The organism is Pseudomonas sp. P116, from assembly GCF_020149425.1.
GTDB classification, from domain to species: Bacteria; Pseudomonadota; Gammaproteobacteria; order Pseudomonadales; family Pseudomonadaceae; genus Aquipseudomonas; species Aquipseudomonas anatoliensis.
Genome location: NZ_JACVHB010000001.1, coordinates 265,373 through 281,480, shown reverse-complemented (window position 1 = coordinate 281,480; position 16,108 = coordinate 265,373). Strand labels below are relative to the sequence as shown.

The 16,108-nt window shown below is 57.0% G+C and carries 19 protein-coding genes; 13 read left to right on the top strand and 6 right to left on the bottom strand.

Features of this window, described 5'->3' with window-relative positions; translation table 11 throughout:
• Positions 1-17 precede the first annotated feature (17 nt).
• A complete protein-coding gene (locus tag ICA15_RS01625) occupies positions 18-929 on the top strand; it encodes a siderophore-interacting protein (RefSeq protein ID WP_210555605.1) in 912 nt (303 codons plus the stop codon).
• A gap of 51 nt (positions 930-980) precedes the next feature.
• Here the strand turns inward: ICA15_RS01625 and ICA15_RS01620 are convergent, their stop codons facing one another.
• From ICA15_RS01620 to ICA15_RS01610, 3 genes are all read right to left on the bottom strand, one after another.
• Positions 981-1,670, bottom strand: a complete 690-nt coding sequence (locus tag ICA15_RS01620; RefSeq protein ID WP_150616650.1) for an endonuclease — start codon at positions 1,668-1,670, stop codon at positions 981-983.
• A 4-nt stretch (positions 1,671-1,674) separates the two neighbouring features.
• On the bottom strand, positions 1,675-1,944 hold the full coding sequence (locus tag ICA15_RS01615) for a DUF1654 domain-containing protein (RefSeq protein WP_090282667.1): 270 nt from the start codon (positions 1,942-1,944) through the stop codon (positions 1,675-1,677).
• Positions 1,945-2,143: 199 nt separating this feature from the next.
• Positions 2,144-3,232, bottom strand: a complete 1,089-nt coding sequence (locus ICA15_RS01610) for an asparaginase (RefSeq protein ID WP_210555606.1) — start codon at positions 3,230-3,232, stop codon at positions 2,144-2,146.
• Positions 3,233-3,580: 348 nt separating this feature from the next.
• On the opposite strand from ICA15_RS01610, the gene ICA15_RS01605 reads away from it, so the two are divergent.
• From ICA15_RS01605 to ICA15_RS01570, 8 genes are all read left to right on the top strand, one after another.
• A complete protein-coding gene (locus ICA15_RS01605; protein WP_210555607.1) occupies positions 3,581-4,027 on the top strand; it encodes a hypothetical protein in 447 nt (148 codons plus the stop codon).
• Between the two features lie 200 nt (positions 4,028-4,227).
• Positions 4,228-5,184: a sugar ABC transporter substrate-binding protein gene (locus tag ICA15_RS01600; RefSeq protein ID WP_150601453.1), complete on the top strand. Its 957-nt coding sequence runs from the start codon at positions 4,228-4,230 to the stop codon at positions 5,182-5,184.
• A 55-nt stretch (positions 5,185-5,239) separates the two neighbouring features.
• Entirely contained in the window at positions 5,240-6,793 is a 1,554-nt protein-coding gene (locus tag ICA15_RS01595) for a sugar ABC transporter ATP-binding protein (RefSeq protein ID WP_210555608.1), read from the top strand.
• The gene (locus ICA15_RS01590) at positions 6,790-7,767 is read left to right on the top strand and encodes an ABC transporter permease (protein ID WP_150594716.1); all 978 of its coding nucleotides are present in this window, start codon (positions 6,790-6,792) and stop codon (positions 7,765-7,767) included. Before ICA15_RS01595 ends, ICA15_RS01590 begins: the two co-directional genes overlap by 4 nt.
• 3 nt (positions 7,768-7,770) lie before the next feature.
• A complete protein-coding gene (locus tag ICA15_RS01585) occupies positions 7,771-8,790 on the top strand; it encodes a LacI family DNA-binding transcriptional regulator (protein ID WP_210555609.1) in 1,020 nt (339 codons plus the stop codon).
• Between the two features lie 24 nt (positions 8,791-8,814).
• Positions 8,815-9,732, top strand: coding sequence for a ribokinase (gene rbsK / locus ICA15_RS01580; protein ID WP_150616644.1), 918 nt, complete (start codon positions 8,815-8,817; stop codon positions 9,730-9,732).
• Entirely contained in the window at positions 9,729-10,133 is a 405-nt protein-coding gene (gene rbsD, locus ICA15_RS01575) for a D-ribose pyranase (RefSeq protein WP_150601458.1), read from the top strand. Before rbsK ends, rbsD begins: the two co-directional genes overlap by 4 nt.
• A 31-nt stretch (positions 10,134-10,164) precedes the next feature.
• Complete coding sequence (locus ICA15_RS01570) at positions 10,165-11,193, top strand: nucleoside hydrolase (RefSeq protein ID WP_150616642.1); 1,029 nt, start codon at positions 10,165-10,167, stop codon at positions 11,191-11,193.
• 30 nt (positions 11,194-11,223) lie between these two features.
• On the opposite strand, the gene ICA15_RS01565 is transcribed toward ICA15_RS01570, so the two are convergent.
• The gene (locus tag ICA15_RS01565) at positions 11,224-11,430 is read right to left on the bottom strand and encodes a hypothetical protein (RefSeq protein WP_150616641.1); all 207 of its coding nucleotides are present in this window, start codon (positions 11,428-11,430) and stop codon (positions 11,224-11,226) included.
• Positions 11,431-11,562: 132 nt separating this feature from the next.
• Here ICA15_RS01565 and ICA15_RS01560 point away from each other — a divergent pair, with 132 nt between their 5' ends.
• Positions 11,563-11,868 (top strand): hypothetical protein, encoded by a 306-nt coding sequence (locus tag ICA15_RS01560; RefSeq protein WP_150601526.1) that lies wholly within the window; start codon positions 11,563-11,565, stop codon positions 11,866-11,868.
• Positions 11,869-12,033: 165 nt separating this feature from the next.
• A complete protein-coding gene (locus tag ICA15_RS01555) occupies positions 12,034-12,351 on the top strand; it encodes an I78 family peptidase inhibitor (protein WP_150601461.1) in 318 nt (105 codons plus the stop codon).
• Positions 12,352-12,423: 72 nt separating this feature from the next.
• Here ICA15_RS01555 and ICA15_RS01550 read toward each other — a convergent pair whose 3' ends face one another.
• Both ICA15_RS01550 and ICA15_RS01545 read right to left on the bottom strand, forming a co-directional pair.
• Entirely contained in the window at positions 12,424-12,636 is a 213-nt protein-coding gene (locus ICA15_RS01550; protein WP_007905882.1) for a cold-shock protein, read from the bottom strand.
• 287 nt (positions 12,637-12,923) lie between these two features.
• Complete coding sequence (locus ICA15_RS01545; protein WP_150601462.1) at positions 12,924-13,226, bottom strand: hypothetical protein; 303 nt, start codon at positions 13,224-13,226, stop codon at positions 12,924-12,926.
• 372 nt (positions 13,227-13,598) lie between these two features.
• Here ICA15_RS01545 and thrS point away from each other — a divergent pair, with 372 nt between their 5' ends.
• Entirely contained in the window at positions 13,599-15,521 is a 1,923-nt protein-coding gene (gene thrS / locus ICA15_RS01540) for a threonine--tRNA ligase (RefSeq protein ID WP_042558692.1), read from the top strand.
• A complete protein-coding gene (gene infC / locus ICA15_RS01535; RefSeq protein ID WP_176469887.1) occupies positions 15,521-16,072 on the top strand; it encodes a translation initiation factor IF-3 in 552 nt (183 codons plus the stop codon). Before thrS ends, infC begins: the two co-directional genes overlap by 1 nt.
• Positions 16,073-16,108 lie beyond the last annotated feature (36 nt).

Genomic DNA, 16,108 nt, shown 5'->3' with positions numbered 1-16,108 from the left:
TCTTGAAGGAGCTCCGCATGGCCTCCGCCAATCCCTACAAGCTCTTCAGTGCTGTGCTGCAGCGTAAAACCCTGTTGAGTCCGCACTTGATGCGGATCACCCTCGCCGATCCAGAAATTGCCAACATGGCCACCTGGGCACCCGATCAGCGCGTCAAACTTTTTTTCCCTGCCGCAGATGGCTCTCCTGCAAACCTTGCGCAGGAGGAAGGTTGGTACGCGCGTTTCCGTTCGATGTTGGCGAGCAGCCGCCCGGCGATGCGTACTTACACGATTCGTCATCTGCGTACCGAACAAGGTGAGGTCGACATTGATTTCGTCTTGCACGGTGAAACAGGACCGGCTTCGCGCTGGGCGTTGCGAGCGCAGCCGGGCGAGTCGATGCAGATCCTTGCGCCTGACAACCGTTTTTCTGCGAAGGAAGCCGGAGGGTTCGAGTGGCGGCCGCCGCAGGCTCTCAAGCAAGTATTGCTGGTTGCCGACTCGACGGCGTTGCCGGCAGCCATGGGCATTCTTGATGAGTTAGCCGCCCTCGCCGAACCACCCCAGACGCAAGCTTTCTTCGAAGTCGACAGTGCACAAGACATGCTTCCAGTGCCCGACTGGCCGGGGCTTACAGTGCAATGGTTGATCCGTGAGCAGGCAGGTGCGACCGTCGCCGGGACGCTGATGGTTGAAGGGGGGCGGCAGGCGACCTTGCCAATTCATGCTTCGTCAGCGAGCCAGGCCATCGAACTCGCCGAAGTGGATATCGATGAAGACATTCTTTGGGAAATCGCCAATACGGCCGAAGAAGGATTTTACGGCTGGATCGCCGGCGAAAGTGCGGCCGTCATGAGCTTGCGCAAGTACCTGATCAAGGACTGCGGGATCCCTCGTGAATCGCTCAACCTGATGGGGTATTGGCGCTACAACAAGTCTGGCAGCTAGCCACAAAAAAAGGCCTCGAACATAACGTTCGAGGCCTTTTTTGTGCTGCGATCAACCGCAGGCTTTCAGGTTTATCGGGCCGACAAATTCATTGCCGCGCCCCATTACGCACGCCACGCTCTGATTGCGCTGGCGTTCCCAGTCTTGCACCGGGTAGGTCTTGTCCCACGCCTCATACAACTGCCGATCCTGTTTCGACAGACGCAAGCCGTATTGCTTGCTCATGTAGAAATAGGTGCGGGCAATCATGCCGCGAATTGAAGGTCGGGGCATGACCTTCTTGGCCTTGAAGTCGACTTGGGTCAGGCAAGAGCCGTACTGACCGGATTGCACTGGCAGCCAGCCGTAGCTGAAATTGCTGCGATCGCCATTGACCTCGCCAATGCTCGGTACCAGGTTATGCAGGTCGGCTTCGGCCTTCTGGTAGGTTGGATCGTAGCGTGTACAGTTCTTGCGTCCGCCTTCCTGCCAGCATTGGCGCTGATGGCCAAACTGCCAGGCGGGCACGATGTGCTCCCATTCGATACGTGACGCGCGCTTGGCATTTTTGCGCGGTACATAACCGCAAGCTTTCAAATCAACTCTGTTGCCAGTGTATTTGCAGCCGCAATAGAACTCGGTGGACTGCGGTGCGTACAGTTTCCAGGCGACCTTCTTGGCTTCAGAAAATGTGCGAGGTGCGCCCGCTTGGGCGCCCATGGCGATGAACAGCAGGAGCAAAGCAAAACAGCGGACAATCATTGAATCAATCTTCCTTCGGCACAACCCAAAAAATCTGCACGCCACCATCGTCGCGGTAGGCGAGGGTAACGTTGTCGTTCTCGTCGATTTCCTCGAGCAGGCGCTCCCAGTCATCCATCGGCTCGTCCGGCAGGCGGAAGATCAGTGCGGCTTTGGCTTTCTGTGCGGTGGGGGAATTGATGATTTTTTGAACGCGCATACCCATGCGTTCATAAGCGTCAGGAGCATCAGGGGAGGTGGCCACGAGGTTATCCTTATTAAGCTGTACGTGCATACAGTATTTAACTGTAAGCATTTTCGCAACTGCTTAAAATTCAAGAAAATCCTCTGACAGCGCTTTTCCTGTTTTGGTGTAGGACGAGTCGAAATTTTTGTCGGGAAGATGCACGGAGATTTGTAGGCGACGCACCACCCGTGAATCAGGCGGGTGGTGCGAGGATTGCCCCATCAAGAGCTGATCGGGCGAGGGTCAATCAGTATTCCCAGAACATCCGTTGCAGCTCTTTGCTGTCGTTGGTTTTGGTCAGTGCGACCATCGCCAGGATGCGGGCTTTTTGCGGGTTCAGGTCGTGAGCGACAACCCAGTCGTATTTTTCGTCAGGTTGTTCGGCATTGCGCAGAACGAAGCCGCCAGCGTTGACGTGGGACGAGCGGATGATTTGCACGCCTTCTTTACGCAGGGCTTGCAGTGAAGGGACTACGCGCGAGGACACCGAGCCGTTACCCGTGCCTGCGTGGATGATGGCTTTGGCACCGGATTGGGCGAGTGCCTTGTAGGCGGTATCGCTCACGTTGCCGTAGGAATAGGCGATTTCTACGTCAGGCAGGCTCTTGATGTTTTTGATGTCGAACTCGGAATCCATGGTGTGACGCTTGGCTGGCAAGCGGAACCAGTAGGATTTGCCTTCAACCACCATGCCCAGTGGGCCCCAGGCACTTTTAAAGGCCTCGGTCTTGATGTTGATCGTTTTGCTCACGTCACGACCGGACTGGATTTCATCGTTCATGGTCACCAGAACGCCCTTGCCGCGAGCTTCTTGGCTGCTGGCCACCGCGACGGCGTTGTACAGGTTGAGCATGCCATCAGCGGACATGGCGGTACCCGGACGCATCGAGCCGACGACGATAATTGGCTTGTCGGTCTTCTCTACCAGGTTAAGAAAGTAAGCGGTTTCTTCCAGCGTGTCGGTGCCGTGGGTGATGACGATGCCGTCGACATCTTTGCTGTCAGCCAGCTCGGCGACGCGGCGGCCCAATTGCAGCAGATTGTCGTTAGTGATGCTTTCCGAGGCGATCTGCATGACTTGTTCGCCACGCACGTTAGCCAGTTTGCTCAATTCGGGAATGCCGGCAATCAATTGCTCGACGCCGACTTTGGCCGCTTGATAAGTGGCGCTGTTAGCTGCACTGGCGCCGGCCCCGGCAATGGTGCCGCCGGTAGCGAGAACCACGACGTTGGCGAGTTTGGTCTGGGTTTCGACTTCTTTAGCCTGAAGGGCAGTCGGCAGGAGCAGGAGGAGGGCCAAAGCGCCCGGAACGAAGGTGTTGAAAGCAGATTTCATTATTTTTCTCTCTAGTAGTGAGACAGTGCTGATGCAGGTTCATCTAGATGCGCCCCGAGCCGATCTGGATGCCGGGGTACGGTGAAGGGAGCAGGATCTGTACCAGCCGTACTATGCGTCAGAGAAATGTTTAACCCGATGATTTACATCAGTATTTTGTGATTCTAAAAATAGCGTCTGGCGTCGGATATCCGGTTTTCCGAACAATGTGAGCTTTCATGTTCGGCTCTCCGAAAAGGACTACTGCTTCTGTCGAACGAATCGGGTTGCCGTTTCTGGAATGGGTGCTAAAGAATCCTTCGCGCTGGCCGATGCGTGTTCAGGGAAACTAATATTTAGGGAGTTCTCATGTCACTGACGATCGGTTTATCAAATCCCGCGGCTGTCACCATCGGCGGCAAGACTGCTGCGACGATCAATGCATTGAGTGAGGCGGAAGCGGACGCTTCCGCTGAGGCGCTGGGCACTGAGAAAGAAGCGAGCAATCAGGTCCGAACCGGTGGTCCCGCGCAGGAAGACAGCAAAGCTGAAAGCGGCGACAACCTGAGTATCACGGTCAAAATGCTGCTGAAGCGGATGCAGGAATTGCAGAAGCAACTCCAGGAACAGCAGCAGCAACTGGCTGCGGCCCAAGCTCAGAGCTATCCGACTCCGGAGGCCAAATCCCAGGCGGTCATGTCCATTCAGGGGCAGATCATGCAAACCAGCGGCGCGCTGACGGAAGTCGCGGGTGCGCTGCTCAAGGAGATGTCCAAGGACGCTACAAGCGGTAACCTGGTCAGCACAACGGCCTGAGCAACGGAGAGCGAGTTGGAAGACTCGTCCTACAATAAATGGCGATTTCCGATTGTTGACAAATCGCGGCGAGGTTCGCATAGTTCGATCTACGCAAACGTTTGCGCGGCTTCGACGGGGTAGTACTCCATCGTTGGAAGCGCTATAGCTGATGCCAGCGCAAGCGTTGCTCAAAATAATCATAAGATCGGAGTGAACCCATGAAGCTGCCATTCGCTGGACGTCTTCTTGCTGTCGCTATGCTGGCTGCCACAGCCGCTGCATTACCCGTCTCTTCGGCGTTCGCCGAATCTGCTGAAAAACCCAAAGTCGCACTGGTCATGAAATCCCTGGCCAACGAATTCTTCCTGACCATGGAAGATGGCGCGAAGGCCTACCAGAAAGAACACTCTGCCGATTTCGACCTGATCTCCAACGGCATCAAGGACGAAACCGACACTGCAGGCCAGACGCGCATCGTCGAGCAAATGATTCTGGCGAAGGTCAATGCTTTGGTCATCGCGCCTTCTGACTCCAAGGCCATGGTGCCGGTGATCAAGAAAGCCGTCGATGCCGGTATTACCGTGATCAACATCGACAACCAGCTTGATCCGCAAATCGTCAAAAGCAAAAACATCAGCGTGCCATTCGTAGGCCCGGACAACCGCAAAGGTGCGCGTCTGGTTGGTGAATATCTGGCCAAACAGCTGAAGGCCGGTGACGAAGTCGGCATCATTGAAGGCGTGTCCACGACCACCAACGCCCAGCAGCGTACCGCTGGCTTCAAGGATGCGATGGAGGCGGCGCAGATCAAGGTGGTTTCCCTGCAGTCCGGCGACTGGGAGATTGATAAAGGCAACAAGGTTGCCGCGTCGATTCTCAGTGAGTACCCGGATGTCAAAGCGTTGCTGGCCGGTAACGACAGCATGGCAGTCGGTGCCGTTTCCGCCGTGCGTGCTGCGGGCAAGGCAGGCAAGGTGCAGGTTGTCGGCTACGACAACATCAATGCCATCAAGCCAATGTTGAAGGACGGTCGCGTACTGGCGACTGCCGATCAATATGCCGCCAAACAAGCTGTGTTCGGTATCGAGACCGCGCTGAAAATCATCAAGGGCGAGAAGGTCGACAGCGGTACCAATGGCGTGATTGAAACGCCGGTCGAACTGGTCACCAAGTAAGTCCTCTGGCGATACAACGGCGCTCGTCCGCCCGGGCGAGCGCATGGAGATTTTTATGTCAGTTTCCGCTCCGAACGCTGTCCTCTCGGTCAGCGGTATCGGTAAGACCTATGCGCAACCGGTGCTCACAGGCATCGATTTGACGCTGATGCGCGGTGAAGTACTGGCGCTGACCGGCGAGAATGGCGCCGGTAAAAGCACCCTGTCGAAGATCATTGGTGGCCTGGTTACCCCGACCACGGGGCAGATGCAGTTCCAGGGCAAAGACTATCGCCCGGGCAGCCGTACCCAGGCTGAAGATCTCGGCGTGCGCATGGTCATGCAAGAACTCAATCTGTTACCGACATTGTCGGTGGCGGAGAACCTGTTTCTCGACAACCTGCCGAGCAACGGCGGCTGGATCAGCCGCAAGCAATTGCGTAAGGCAGCCATCGAAGCCATGGCGCAGGTAGGGCTCGACGCGATCGATCCGGACACGCTGGTCGGCGAATTGGGTATCGGGCATCAGCAGATGGTCGAAATCGCCCGCAACCTGATTGGCGATTGCCATGTGCTGATTCTCGACGAGCCGACCGCGATGCTCACGGCGCGTGAAGTCGAAATGCTTTTCGAGCAGATCACTCGCCTACAGGCACGCGGCGTCTCGATCATCTACATATCCCACCGTCTCGAAGAGTTGGCCCGAGTCGCGCAGCGCATCGCTGTGCTGCGAGATGGCAACCTGGTGTGCGTCGAGCCGATGGCCAATTACAACAGCGAGCAACTGGTCACGCTGATGGTCGGCCGCGAGCTGGGCGAACACATCGACATGGGCCCGCGCAAGATTGGCGCCCCGGCGTTGACGGTCACAGGCCTGACTCGTTCCGACAAGGTGCGCGACGTCTCGTTCGAAGTGCGTGCCGGGGAGATCTACGGGATTTCCGGCCTGATCGGAGCAGGGCGCACTGAACTGCTGCGGCTGATTTTTGGTGCCGACGTCGCTGACAGCGGCACAATTGCACTGGGCTCGCCCGCGCGAGTGGTGAGCGTACGTTCGCCGGTCGATGCGGTGCGCAATGGCATCGCGTTGATCACCGAAGATCGCAAAGGCGAAGGCTTGCTGCTTAGCCAATCGATCAGCGCCAACATTGTCTTGGGCAACATGCCGGAAATTTCCAGTGGTGGTTTCGTCAACAACGGCGACGAAATCTCACTGGCGCAACGACAGATCGACGCGATGCGCATCCGCAGCTCGAGCCCGACACAGTTGGTTTCGGAACTGTCCGGTGGTAACCAGCAAAAGGTCGTGATCGGTCGCTGGCTGGAGCGTGATTGTTCGGTGCTGCTGTTCGATGAACCGACCCGTGGCATCGACGTCGGTGCCAAGTTCGACATCTATGCCTTGCTCGGTGAGCTGACGCGCCAGGGCAAAGCGCTGGTGGTGGTATCCAGTGACCTGCGTGAATTGATGCTGATCTGCGACCGGATCGGTGTGTTGTCGGCCGGGCGTCTGATCGATACCTTTGAGCGCGACAGCTGGACCCAGGATGATTTGCTTGCTGCCGCGTTCGCCGGCTACCAAAAACGTGATGCGTTGCTCAACGAAGCGGCGCCTAGGGATCTCCCATGAAAACTGCATCTCCTGCCAGCAAGCGTAGTGGCAACTTTTACGGACTGGGCACCTATCTGGGGCTGGCCGGTGCACTGCTGGCGATGATTGCGCTGTTCTCGGTCTTGAGCAGCCACTTTCTGTCCTATAACACTTTCAGTACGCTGGCCAACCAGATTCCCGACCTGATGGTGCTGGCCGTCGGCATGACCTTCGTGTTGATCATTGGCGGCATCGATCTGTCGGTGGGCTCGGTGCTGGCACTCGCGGCATCAACGGTCAGCGTGGCCATGCTCGGTTGGGGTTGGAGCGTGTTGCCGGCGGCGTTGCTCGGTATGGCGGTGGCGGCATTGGCGGGCACCGTGACGGGTTCGATTACCGTGGCCTGGCGGATTCCTTCGTTCATCGTTTCTCTCGGTGTGCTGGAAATGGCCCGTGGTCTGGCTTACCAGATGACCGGCTCGCGCACGGCTTATATTGGTGATTCGTTTGCCTGGCTGTCGAACCCGATCGCTTTCGGTATTTCACCGTCGTTTATCATTGCCTTGCTGGTGATTTTTATTGCGCAGGCAGTTTTGACGCGCACCGTGTTCGGTCGTTACCTGATCGGTATCGGTACCAACGAAGAAGCGGTGCGGCTGGCGGGGATCAATCCAAAACCCTACAAGATTCTGGTGTTCAGCCTGATGGGCCTGCTGGCCGGTATCGCCGCGCTGTTTCAGATTTCTCGCCTGGAAGCGGCGGACCCGAATGCCGGCTCAGGCCTGGAGCTGCAAGTGATTGCCGCGGTGGTGATCGGCGGCACCAGCCTGATGGGTGGACGCGGTTCGGTCATCAGCACGTTCTTCGGTGTGCTGATCATTTCCGTACTGGCGGCCGGTCTGGCGCAGATCGGTGCAAGCGAACCGACCAAGCGCATCATCACCGGTGCGGTGATTGTCATCGCGGTCGTGCTCGATACCTATCGCAGCCAACGCGCCAGTCGGCGGGCTTGAAACATGGCGACAATCAAGGATGTGGCGGCACTCGCGGGGATTTCCTACACCACCGTGTCTCACGTGGTGAACAACACCCGACCGGTCAGTAAGGAAGTCCGGCTGAAAGTCGAGGCCGCCATCAAGAGCCTCGACTACGTGCCGAGTGCGGTGGCGCGCTCGCTGAAGGCCAAAACCACTGCAACCATTGGCTTGTTGGTGCCCAACAGTCTCAACCCGTACTTCGCCGAGTTGGCACGGGGCATCGAGGATTACTGCGAGCGAAATGGCTACTGCGTGATCCTTTGCAACTCCGATGACAACCCGCAAAAGCAACGCAGCTACTTGCGCGTCCTGCTGGAAAAACGCGTCGACGGTTTGATCGTCGCGTCGGCCGGCGGTGACAGTGGTCTGGCACAGGGGCTGGCCGGCGTGAAGACGCCGATGGTGATTGTCGACCGTGGACTGGATGGCGTGGATGCCGATCTGGTGCGCATCGACCATGAGTACGGCGCTTACCTCGCCACCCGTCATCTGTTGGAGCTTGGCCACCGCGATATCGCGACCATTGGTGGCCCTGCGAGCACCAGCGTGGCGCAAATGCGTCAGGCCGGTTTTTGCCGGGCGCTGAAAGAGGCGGGCATCGAAGTGTCGCCTGCGCGCATGCTCGAGAGTGATTTCACCAGCACCGGCGGTTACAACGCGGCGACGACGCTGCTTGCGAACGATCCGCCGAGCGCAATTTTTGCCGGGAACGACATGATTGGCATCGGGGTGCTGCGAGCGGCGGCTGAGCGCAAGGTGCGAGTGCCGAGCGAGCTGTCGGTGATCGGCTTCGACGATATCCAGATGAGCCGTTACGTGTACCCGGCACTGACCACCGTCGGCCAGTCGATCCTGCAACTGGGCGAGATGGCGGCTGAAGTGCTGCTGCGAAGGATTGCTACCCCAGGCCTGGTCACTGATCAACGGATCGTGACCCCGAGTATTGTCTTGCGCGAATCGACTGCGCCGCTGTCCGGCGTGTTCACCGAGTACCGCTGAAACCGAATTGACGAGTAGTGATGTATGCCAGCAAATGTAGTGGTAATAGGCAGCCTGAACATGGATCTGGTAACCCGGGCGCCACGGCTGCCCCGGGGCGGTGAAACGCTGATCGGACATTCCTTCGCCACCGTCTCTGGCGGCAAGGGCGCCAACCAGGCGGTGGCTGCCGCGCGCCTGGGCGCTCAAGTGGCGATGGTCGGTTGCGTTGGTAGCGACGACTACGGCGTGCAGTTGCGAAACGCGCTGCTGGCCGAGCAGATCGACTGTCAGGCGGTCAGCGTCGTCGAGGATTCGAGTGGCGTGGCGCTGATTGTGGTCGATGACAACAGTCAGAACGCGATCGTGATTGTCGCCGGTGCCAACGGCGCCATGACGCCGGCGGTGATCGACCGCTTCGATGCTGTGTTGCAAGCAGCCGACGTTATCATCTGCCAGCTCGAGATTCCGGATGCAACCGTGGGCCATGCGCTCAAGCGTGCGCGTGAACTGGGCAAGACCGTAATCCTCAATCCCGCCCCTGCCAGCCGTCCATTGCCGGCAGACTGGTTCGCAGCCATCGATTATCTGATTCCCAACGAAAGCGAAGCTGCTGCCTTGAGCGGGTTGCCGGTTGATTCGCTGGAAACTGCAGAAAGCGCGGCAAGTCACCTGATCGCGATGGGCGCAGGAAAGGTCATCATCACCCTTGGCGCTGAGGGCTCGTTGTTCGCCAACGGCAAAGGCTTCGAGCATTTCCCGGCGCCGAAAGTGAAAGCGGTCGATACCACGGCGGCGGGGGACACCTTCGTCGGTGGTTTTGCCGCTGCGCTGGCCGCCGGCAAGTCCGAGGCCGAAGCGATCCGCTACGGGCAGATTGCCGCCGCTCTGTCGGTTACTCGCGCCGGCGCGCAGCCTTCCATTCCAACCATGTCCGACGTACAGGCCTTTAAACCCGCATGAAAAAGACTCCTTTGCTGAACGTCGCGCTGTCGCGACTGATCGCATCTCTGGGCCATGGCGACATGGTGGTGATTGGTGATGCCGGCTTGCCGGTGCCGCCGGGTGTCGAGCTGATCGACCTTGCGCTGACCCATGGCGTCCCGGACTTCGTCAGCACCCTGAAAGTCGTGCTCAGCGAGATGCAGGTGGAAAGCCATGCGCTGGCCAAGGAAATCTTCGACAAGCAACCGACGGCGTTGCCCGTGCTCGACGCGTTGAATGATGAAGGCGCACTGGGTCGTCGCGATCTGCTCAGTCATGAGCAATTCAAGGTTCTTAGCCGACAGGCACGAGCGATTGTTCGTACAGGCGAATGTCAGCCGTACTGCAACATCGTTCTGGTGGCTGGTGTAACGTTCTAACTTTCGATTTCACATGCACAAGGAATGCGCCATGCAACGCTATGCTCAAAAACTGCACCAACTGCTCCGGAGTCTGCTGCTTTTGTCCCTGATATCTGCAACCGGCGCTCACGCGGCGGAAAAAATCGACCTGATCATCGACACCGATCCGGGTGCCGACGACGTGGTTGCCTTGCTGTTCGCGCTGGCTTCGCCAGACGAGTTGAACATCCGTGCGCTGACCACCGTGGCCGGCAACGTACGCCTCGACAAGACTTCGCGTAACGCGCGTCTGGCTCGCGAGTGGGCAGGGCGCGAGGATGTACCCGTCTACGCCGGCGCGCCGAAGCCGCTGATGCGTACGCCGATCTACGCCGAGAACATCCATGGCAAGGAAGGCCTGTCGGGTGTCACCGTGCACGAACCGAAAAAGGGCCTGGCTGAAGGCAGTGCGGTCAATTATCTGATCGATACCCTGAAAAAAGCCAAGCCGCACAGCATCACCATTGCCATGCTTGGCCCGCAGACCAACCTCGCACTGGCTTTGATTCAGGAGCCCGAGATTGTGCAGGGCATCAAGGAAGTGGTGATCATGGGTGGCGCGCACTTCAACGGCGGCAACATCACCCCGGTGGCGGAATTCAACCTGTTTGCCGATCCGCAAGCTGCTGAAGTGGTACTCAAGAGCGGCGTGAAGCTGACCTATCTGCCACTGGACGTGACCCACAAGATTCTTACCAGCGATGCGCGTCTGAAGCAGATTGCTGCGCTCAACAACAACGCGAGCAAAATTGTCGGCGACATCCTCAATGAGTACATCAAAGGGGATATGGAGCATTACGGCATTCCGGGTGGCCCGGTGCATGACGCAACTGTCGTGGCTTATCTGCTCAAGCCAGAACTGTTCACGGGTCGCTCGGTGAATGTCGTGGTTGATAGTCGTGAGGGGCCGACCTTCGGTCAGACCGTCGTCGATTGGTATGACGGTCTCAAGGCTCCGAAGAATGCATTCTGGGTGGAAAATGGCGACGCTCAAGGTTTCTTCGATCTGCTGACCGAACGCCTGAAACGCCTGAAGTAAAACCCCGCCCGCAGGTGAGAGCCTGGGGGTTTATTCCCCCAGCGCGTGCTCGGTCTGTTCGACCGGGTACCGCTCGAAAATCTGCTTGATGAATTGCTGGGCCGCTTCGGTGCCCAGCTCTTTGACCAATAGATCGATACCAATAAGCGCCAACTCTTCGGTGGACCCCGGGCTGTAGGAACTGTGTCCGTCTGCCCATTTGGCTTTGATGTCGGCGTCGATGCTTACACTGGTCATGATGAGGCTCGAAAAGTCGGGAGGTCTGTGTACCGAGTTAACCATTTTGTCGGGCATTTGGCACTGCGACTTAGGCATGAGCGCAGTGCTATGCGACACTTGGTCTTTTCCTGCGAACTCAAGGACAGTGCTGTGCAGATCGATTTGAATACCCCTGACGGCCTTACGCTTGATGCTGTGCGTCGATTGCTGGCCTCGGCCAGCGATGATGAACACACGCAGTTGCGAGTGACCAAGGGCGGTATGGCTTACATCTCTTCAGGTGTGACGGGCGGGCAGGATATCGATGGCTTGTTGTTTCGTCTGGAAACCTGGGCCAAGGGGTCGGGTTACGTTGGCAATGTCGCGGCCAGTGACGAGGTGTGGGTGATGCAGATTTTCAATGCGCTCAAGGATAATTGGCCGAATCCGCCATTCGACTACATCGACGTTTACTGAGCTCGTTAATATTCAGTCACGATTGATTGAAGAGCCGCGTGCGCCTCTCAGGCACACTCGGCGTTTTTCCGATTGTGGGGCAGGGTGATGGCATTTGTCATGAAACCAAACGCCGGATCGGCGGTCGCACGATCTCAGCTAACTATTTGAAAACAAGGAGGCTTCATGCCTTTGAAGTTCGCATCACTGGGTGCACTAATGGCCGTTGCCATGTTGGCCGGTTGCAGCACAACCTCCAGCGAGTCGGCAAAGGATCCTGTGGCGACCGAAGCCGGTCATAGCCGCTGTGAAGCAACGGCTGCGGAGTTCGCCATTGGCAAGAAAGCTTCGCCCGCCCTGTTGGAGCAGGCCCGCGCCAAGGCCGGCGCGCAAAATGCCCGCTTCCTCAAGCCGGATGACATGATCACTCTGGAATACCGCTCTGATCGCTTGAACCTGAATACCGACAACAGTCTGGTGGTTACTCGCGTCAACTGCGGCTGATAGCCGGCAGCTTTTGTTGCAGGCATAAAAAACCCCGTCACATGGACGGGGTTTTTTTAGTGCGCGTAGAAATTACTCTGCGCGAACTTGTGCTGCTTGCATACCCTTTTGGCCTTTCTCAGCCACGAAGGAAACGGTCTGGCCTTCTTTCAGGCTTTTGAAACCGTCGCTTTCGATAGCTTTGAAGTGTACGAACAGGTCGTCACCGCCACCTTGAGGAGTGATGAAGCCGAAGCCTTTTTCATCGTTGAACCACTTAACGGTGCCGGTTTGGCGATTAGACATGGTGTATCTCCAAGAAACATATATTTTTCAGTACTGTGCTGCTCAGGCCAACTGGGCACACCGGGATATCATAGTCGAAATGTTCACTTTGTAACCCCCCGGACGTGCTGTTTGCCAATCAGTCGTGTTTTCTTTACGAGTCTTTTCGTCTGAAAGCCCCGGTTTAAAAGGCTTTCATCGAAAAGTAAAGACTATAAAAAAACCTGTAAAACCTGCATAAATCGATCAGAAAAGCTCAAATCAGCAGCTTTTTCTCAGGTTAAACCCGGCCCAAAATGAATTTTTTGTCACTTTTTCGCCGGGGTGTTGGCCTTGCATTTGGCAATCTGGCCCAGTGCTTTCTGTTGCAGTTCAGGCGTTGCCTTGTTGTCCATCAAAGCCTGAATGTCACTCGCCGGATAAGACTTGATGGCATCAGCGCCACACGCGCAGTGAGCCTTCGCCGCTGCAGCGCCGATCTGAGGCGTCGCGGCCTGCGAGCATTGCGCCATGTATTTCTCACGTTCGCCCTTTGGCCAGTCTGCGTGAGCGCTCAACGGCAGCAGCAGAACGATAGGGGCGACTACTGCGAACAGTTTATTCAGACGCATGGAAGGATGCTCCTTGTGGGTCAATGTCTTGTTATCTGATGGCTGAATGGCCAATCAAGTTCAGCACTCTGGCATAAAACGGACGATTTGCCTCACGGCAAGCCCAGAGTACATCGGCGACCGTTCATCTGTGCTAGCATGCCCGACTCGGGCGTTTGCAGGCTTCGGATGACCCTTGGTCCCGGCAGCGGCGGCGCACGAAAATTCCCGATTTGAATCCCAGTCACTCTGGTTCGGTTTTCCGGTTGGCCGCAAGGCTCCTGCCGCTGTAAGGCAGGCGTTCGTCATTGAATGGCCTGGATCGGATCTTGTACTGGCTCATCCCAACCCACGTGACCTTTGGTAGGGGTCACCACTAGGAGAGGAGGCGCCATGCCAACTATTACTCTTCCCGACGGCAGTCAACGTTCATTCGATCATCCGGTTTCCGTAGCCGAGGTCGCCGCATCCATTGGTGCTGGTCTGGCCAAGGCCACTGTGGCCGGCAAGGTCAATGGCCAACTGGTTGACGCCAGTGACATCATCGACAGCGACTCGACGCTGCAAATCATCACGCCAAAGGATGAAGAGGGGCTGGAGATCATTCGCCACTCTTGCGCCCACCTGGTTGGCCATGCGGTCAAGCAGCTGTACCCGACGGCTAAAATGGTCATCGGCCCGGTCATTGACGAAGGCTTCTATTACGACATCGCCTTCGAGCGTCCTTTCACTCCGGACGACATGGCTGCCATCGAGCAGCGCATGCAGCAGTTGATCGAGAAAGATTACGACGTCATCAAGAAAGTCACTCCGCGCGCCGAAGTGATCGAAGTGTTCAAGGCTCGCGGCGAAGACTACAAGCTGCGTCTGGTCGAAGACATGCCGAACGAGCAGGCCATGGGCTTGTACTATCACGAAGAATACGTCGACATGTGTCGCGGCCCGCACGTGCCGAACACTCGTTTTCTGAAGTCCTTCAAACTGACCAAGCTGTCGGGCGCTTACTGGCGCGGCGATGCCAAAAACGAGCAATTGCAGCGCGTTTACGGTACTGCATGGGCTGACAAGAAGCAGTTGGCGGCCTACATCCAGCGTATTGAAGAAGCCGAAAAGCGCGATCACCGCAAGATCGGCAAGCGCCTGGGCCTGTTCCACACTCAGGAAGAGTCCCCAGGTATGGTGTTCTGGCACCCGAACGGCTGGACTCTGTACCAGGTGCTCGAGCAGTACATGCGCAAGGTGCAGCGTGACAATGGCTACCTTGAGATCAAGACGCCGCAAGTCGTTGACCGCAGCCTGTGGGAGAAATCCGGGCATTGGGCCAACTACGCCGACAACATGTTCACCACTCAGTCGGAAAATCGCGACTACGCCATCAAGCCGATGAACTGCCCGTGCCACGTGCAGGTGTTCAATCAAGGCCTGAAAAGCTACCGCGAACTGCCAATGCGTCTGGCCGAATTCGGGGCTTGCCACCGTAACGAGCCATCGGGTGCGCTGCACGGCATTATGCGCGTGCGTGCATTCACTCAGGACGATGCTCACATCTTCTGCACCGAAGAGCAGATGCAGGCCGAGTCCGCTGCGTTTATCAAGCTGACCATGGACGTTTATCGCGACTTCGGCTTCACCGATGTCGAAATGAAACTGTCCACTCGTCCGGAAAAACGCGTTGGCTCCGACGAATTGTGGGATCGCGCGGAAGCTGCATTGGCCGCAGCCCTTGACAGTGCGGGCCTTGCGTACGATCTGCAGCCGGGTGAGGGTGCGTTCTACGGTCCGAAAATCGAGTTCTCGCTCAAAGATTGCCTTGGCCGTGTCTGGCAGTGTGGTACTCTGCAGCTCGATTTTAACCTGCCTATCCGTCTGGGAGCCGAATACGTCTCCGAAGACAACAGTCGCAAGCACCCGGTAATGTTGCACCGGGCGATCCTTGGATCCTTCGAACGATTCGTCGGAATCCTGATCGAGCACTACGAGGGTGCATTCCCTGCGTGGCTTGCTCCGACCCAGGCAGTGATCATGAACATCACTGACAAACAGGCCGATTTTGCCGCCGAGGTTGAAAAAACTCTCAACGAAAGCGGATTTCGTGCCAAGTCTGACTTGAGAAATGAAAAGATCGGCTTTAAAATCCGCGAGCATACTTTGCTCAAGGTTCCCTATCTCTTGGTTATCGGGGATCGGGAAGTCGAGATGCAGACTGTCGCTGTGCGTACTCGTGAAGGTGCTGACCTGGGCTCGATGCCCGTCGCCCAGTTCGCTGAGTTTCTCGCGCAAGCGGTTTCCCGGCGTGGTCGCCCAGATTCGGAGTAATTACTATTAAGCGTGAAATGAGACAAGATAAACGAGCTGCACCGAAAGCCCCGATCAACGAGAATATCTCGGCACGCGAGGTTCGGTTAATTGGGGCTGAAGGTGAACAGCTTGGGATTGTGTCAATTGAAGACGCGCTTCTTAAGGCTGAAGAGGCCAAACTGGATTTGGTGGAAATTTCCGCCGATGCAGTACCCCCTGTTTGCAAACTGATGGACTACGGCAAATCGATCTTCGAGAAGAAGAAGCAGGTTGCCGCAGCCAAGAAAAACCAGAAGCAGATTCAGGTTAAAGAAATCAAGTTTCGTCCAGGGACGGAGGAAGGGGATTACCAGGTAAAACTGCGCAACCTGGTACGTTTCCTGAGTGATGGGGACAGGGCCAAGGTATCCTTGCGATTCCGCGGCCGTGAGATGGCCCACCAGGAGCTGGGGATGGAACTCCTCAAGCGAGTTGAAGGTGACTTGCTCGAGTACGGTTCGGTCGAGCAGCATCCTAAGATGGAAGGACGCCAACTTATCATGGTCATCGCCCCGAAAAAGAAGAAGTAATCAATAGGGCACGGCAGGCCTTCTGATTATGTTTAT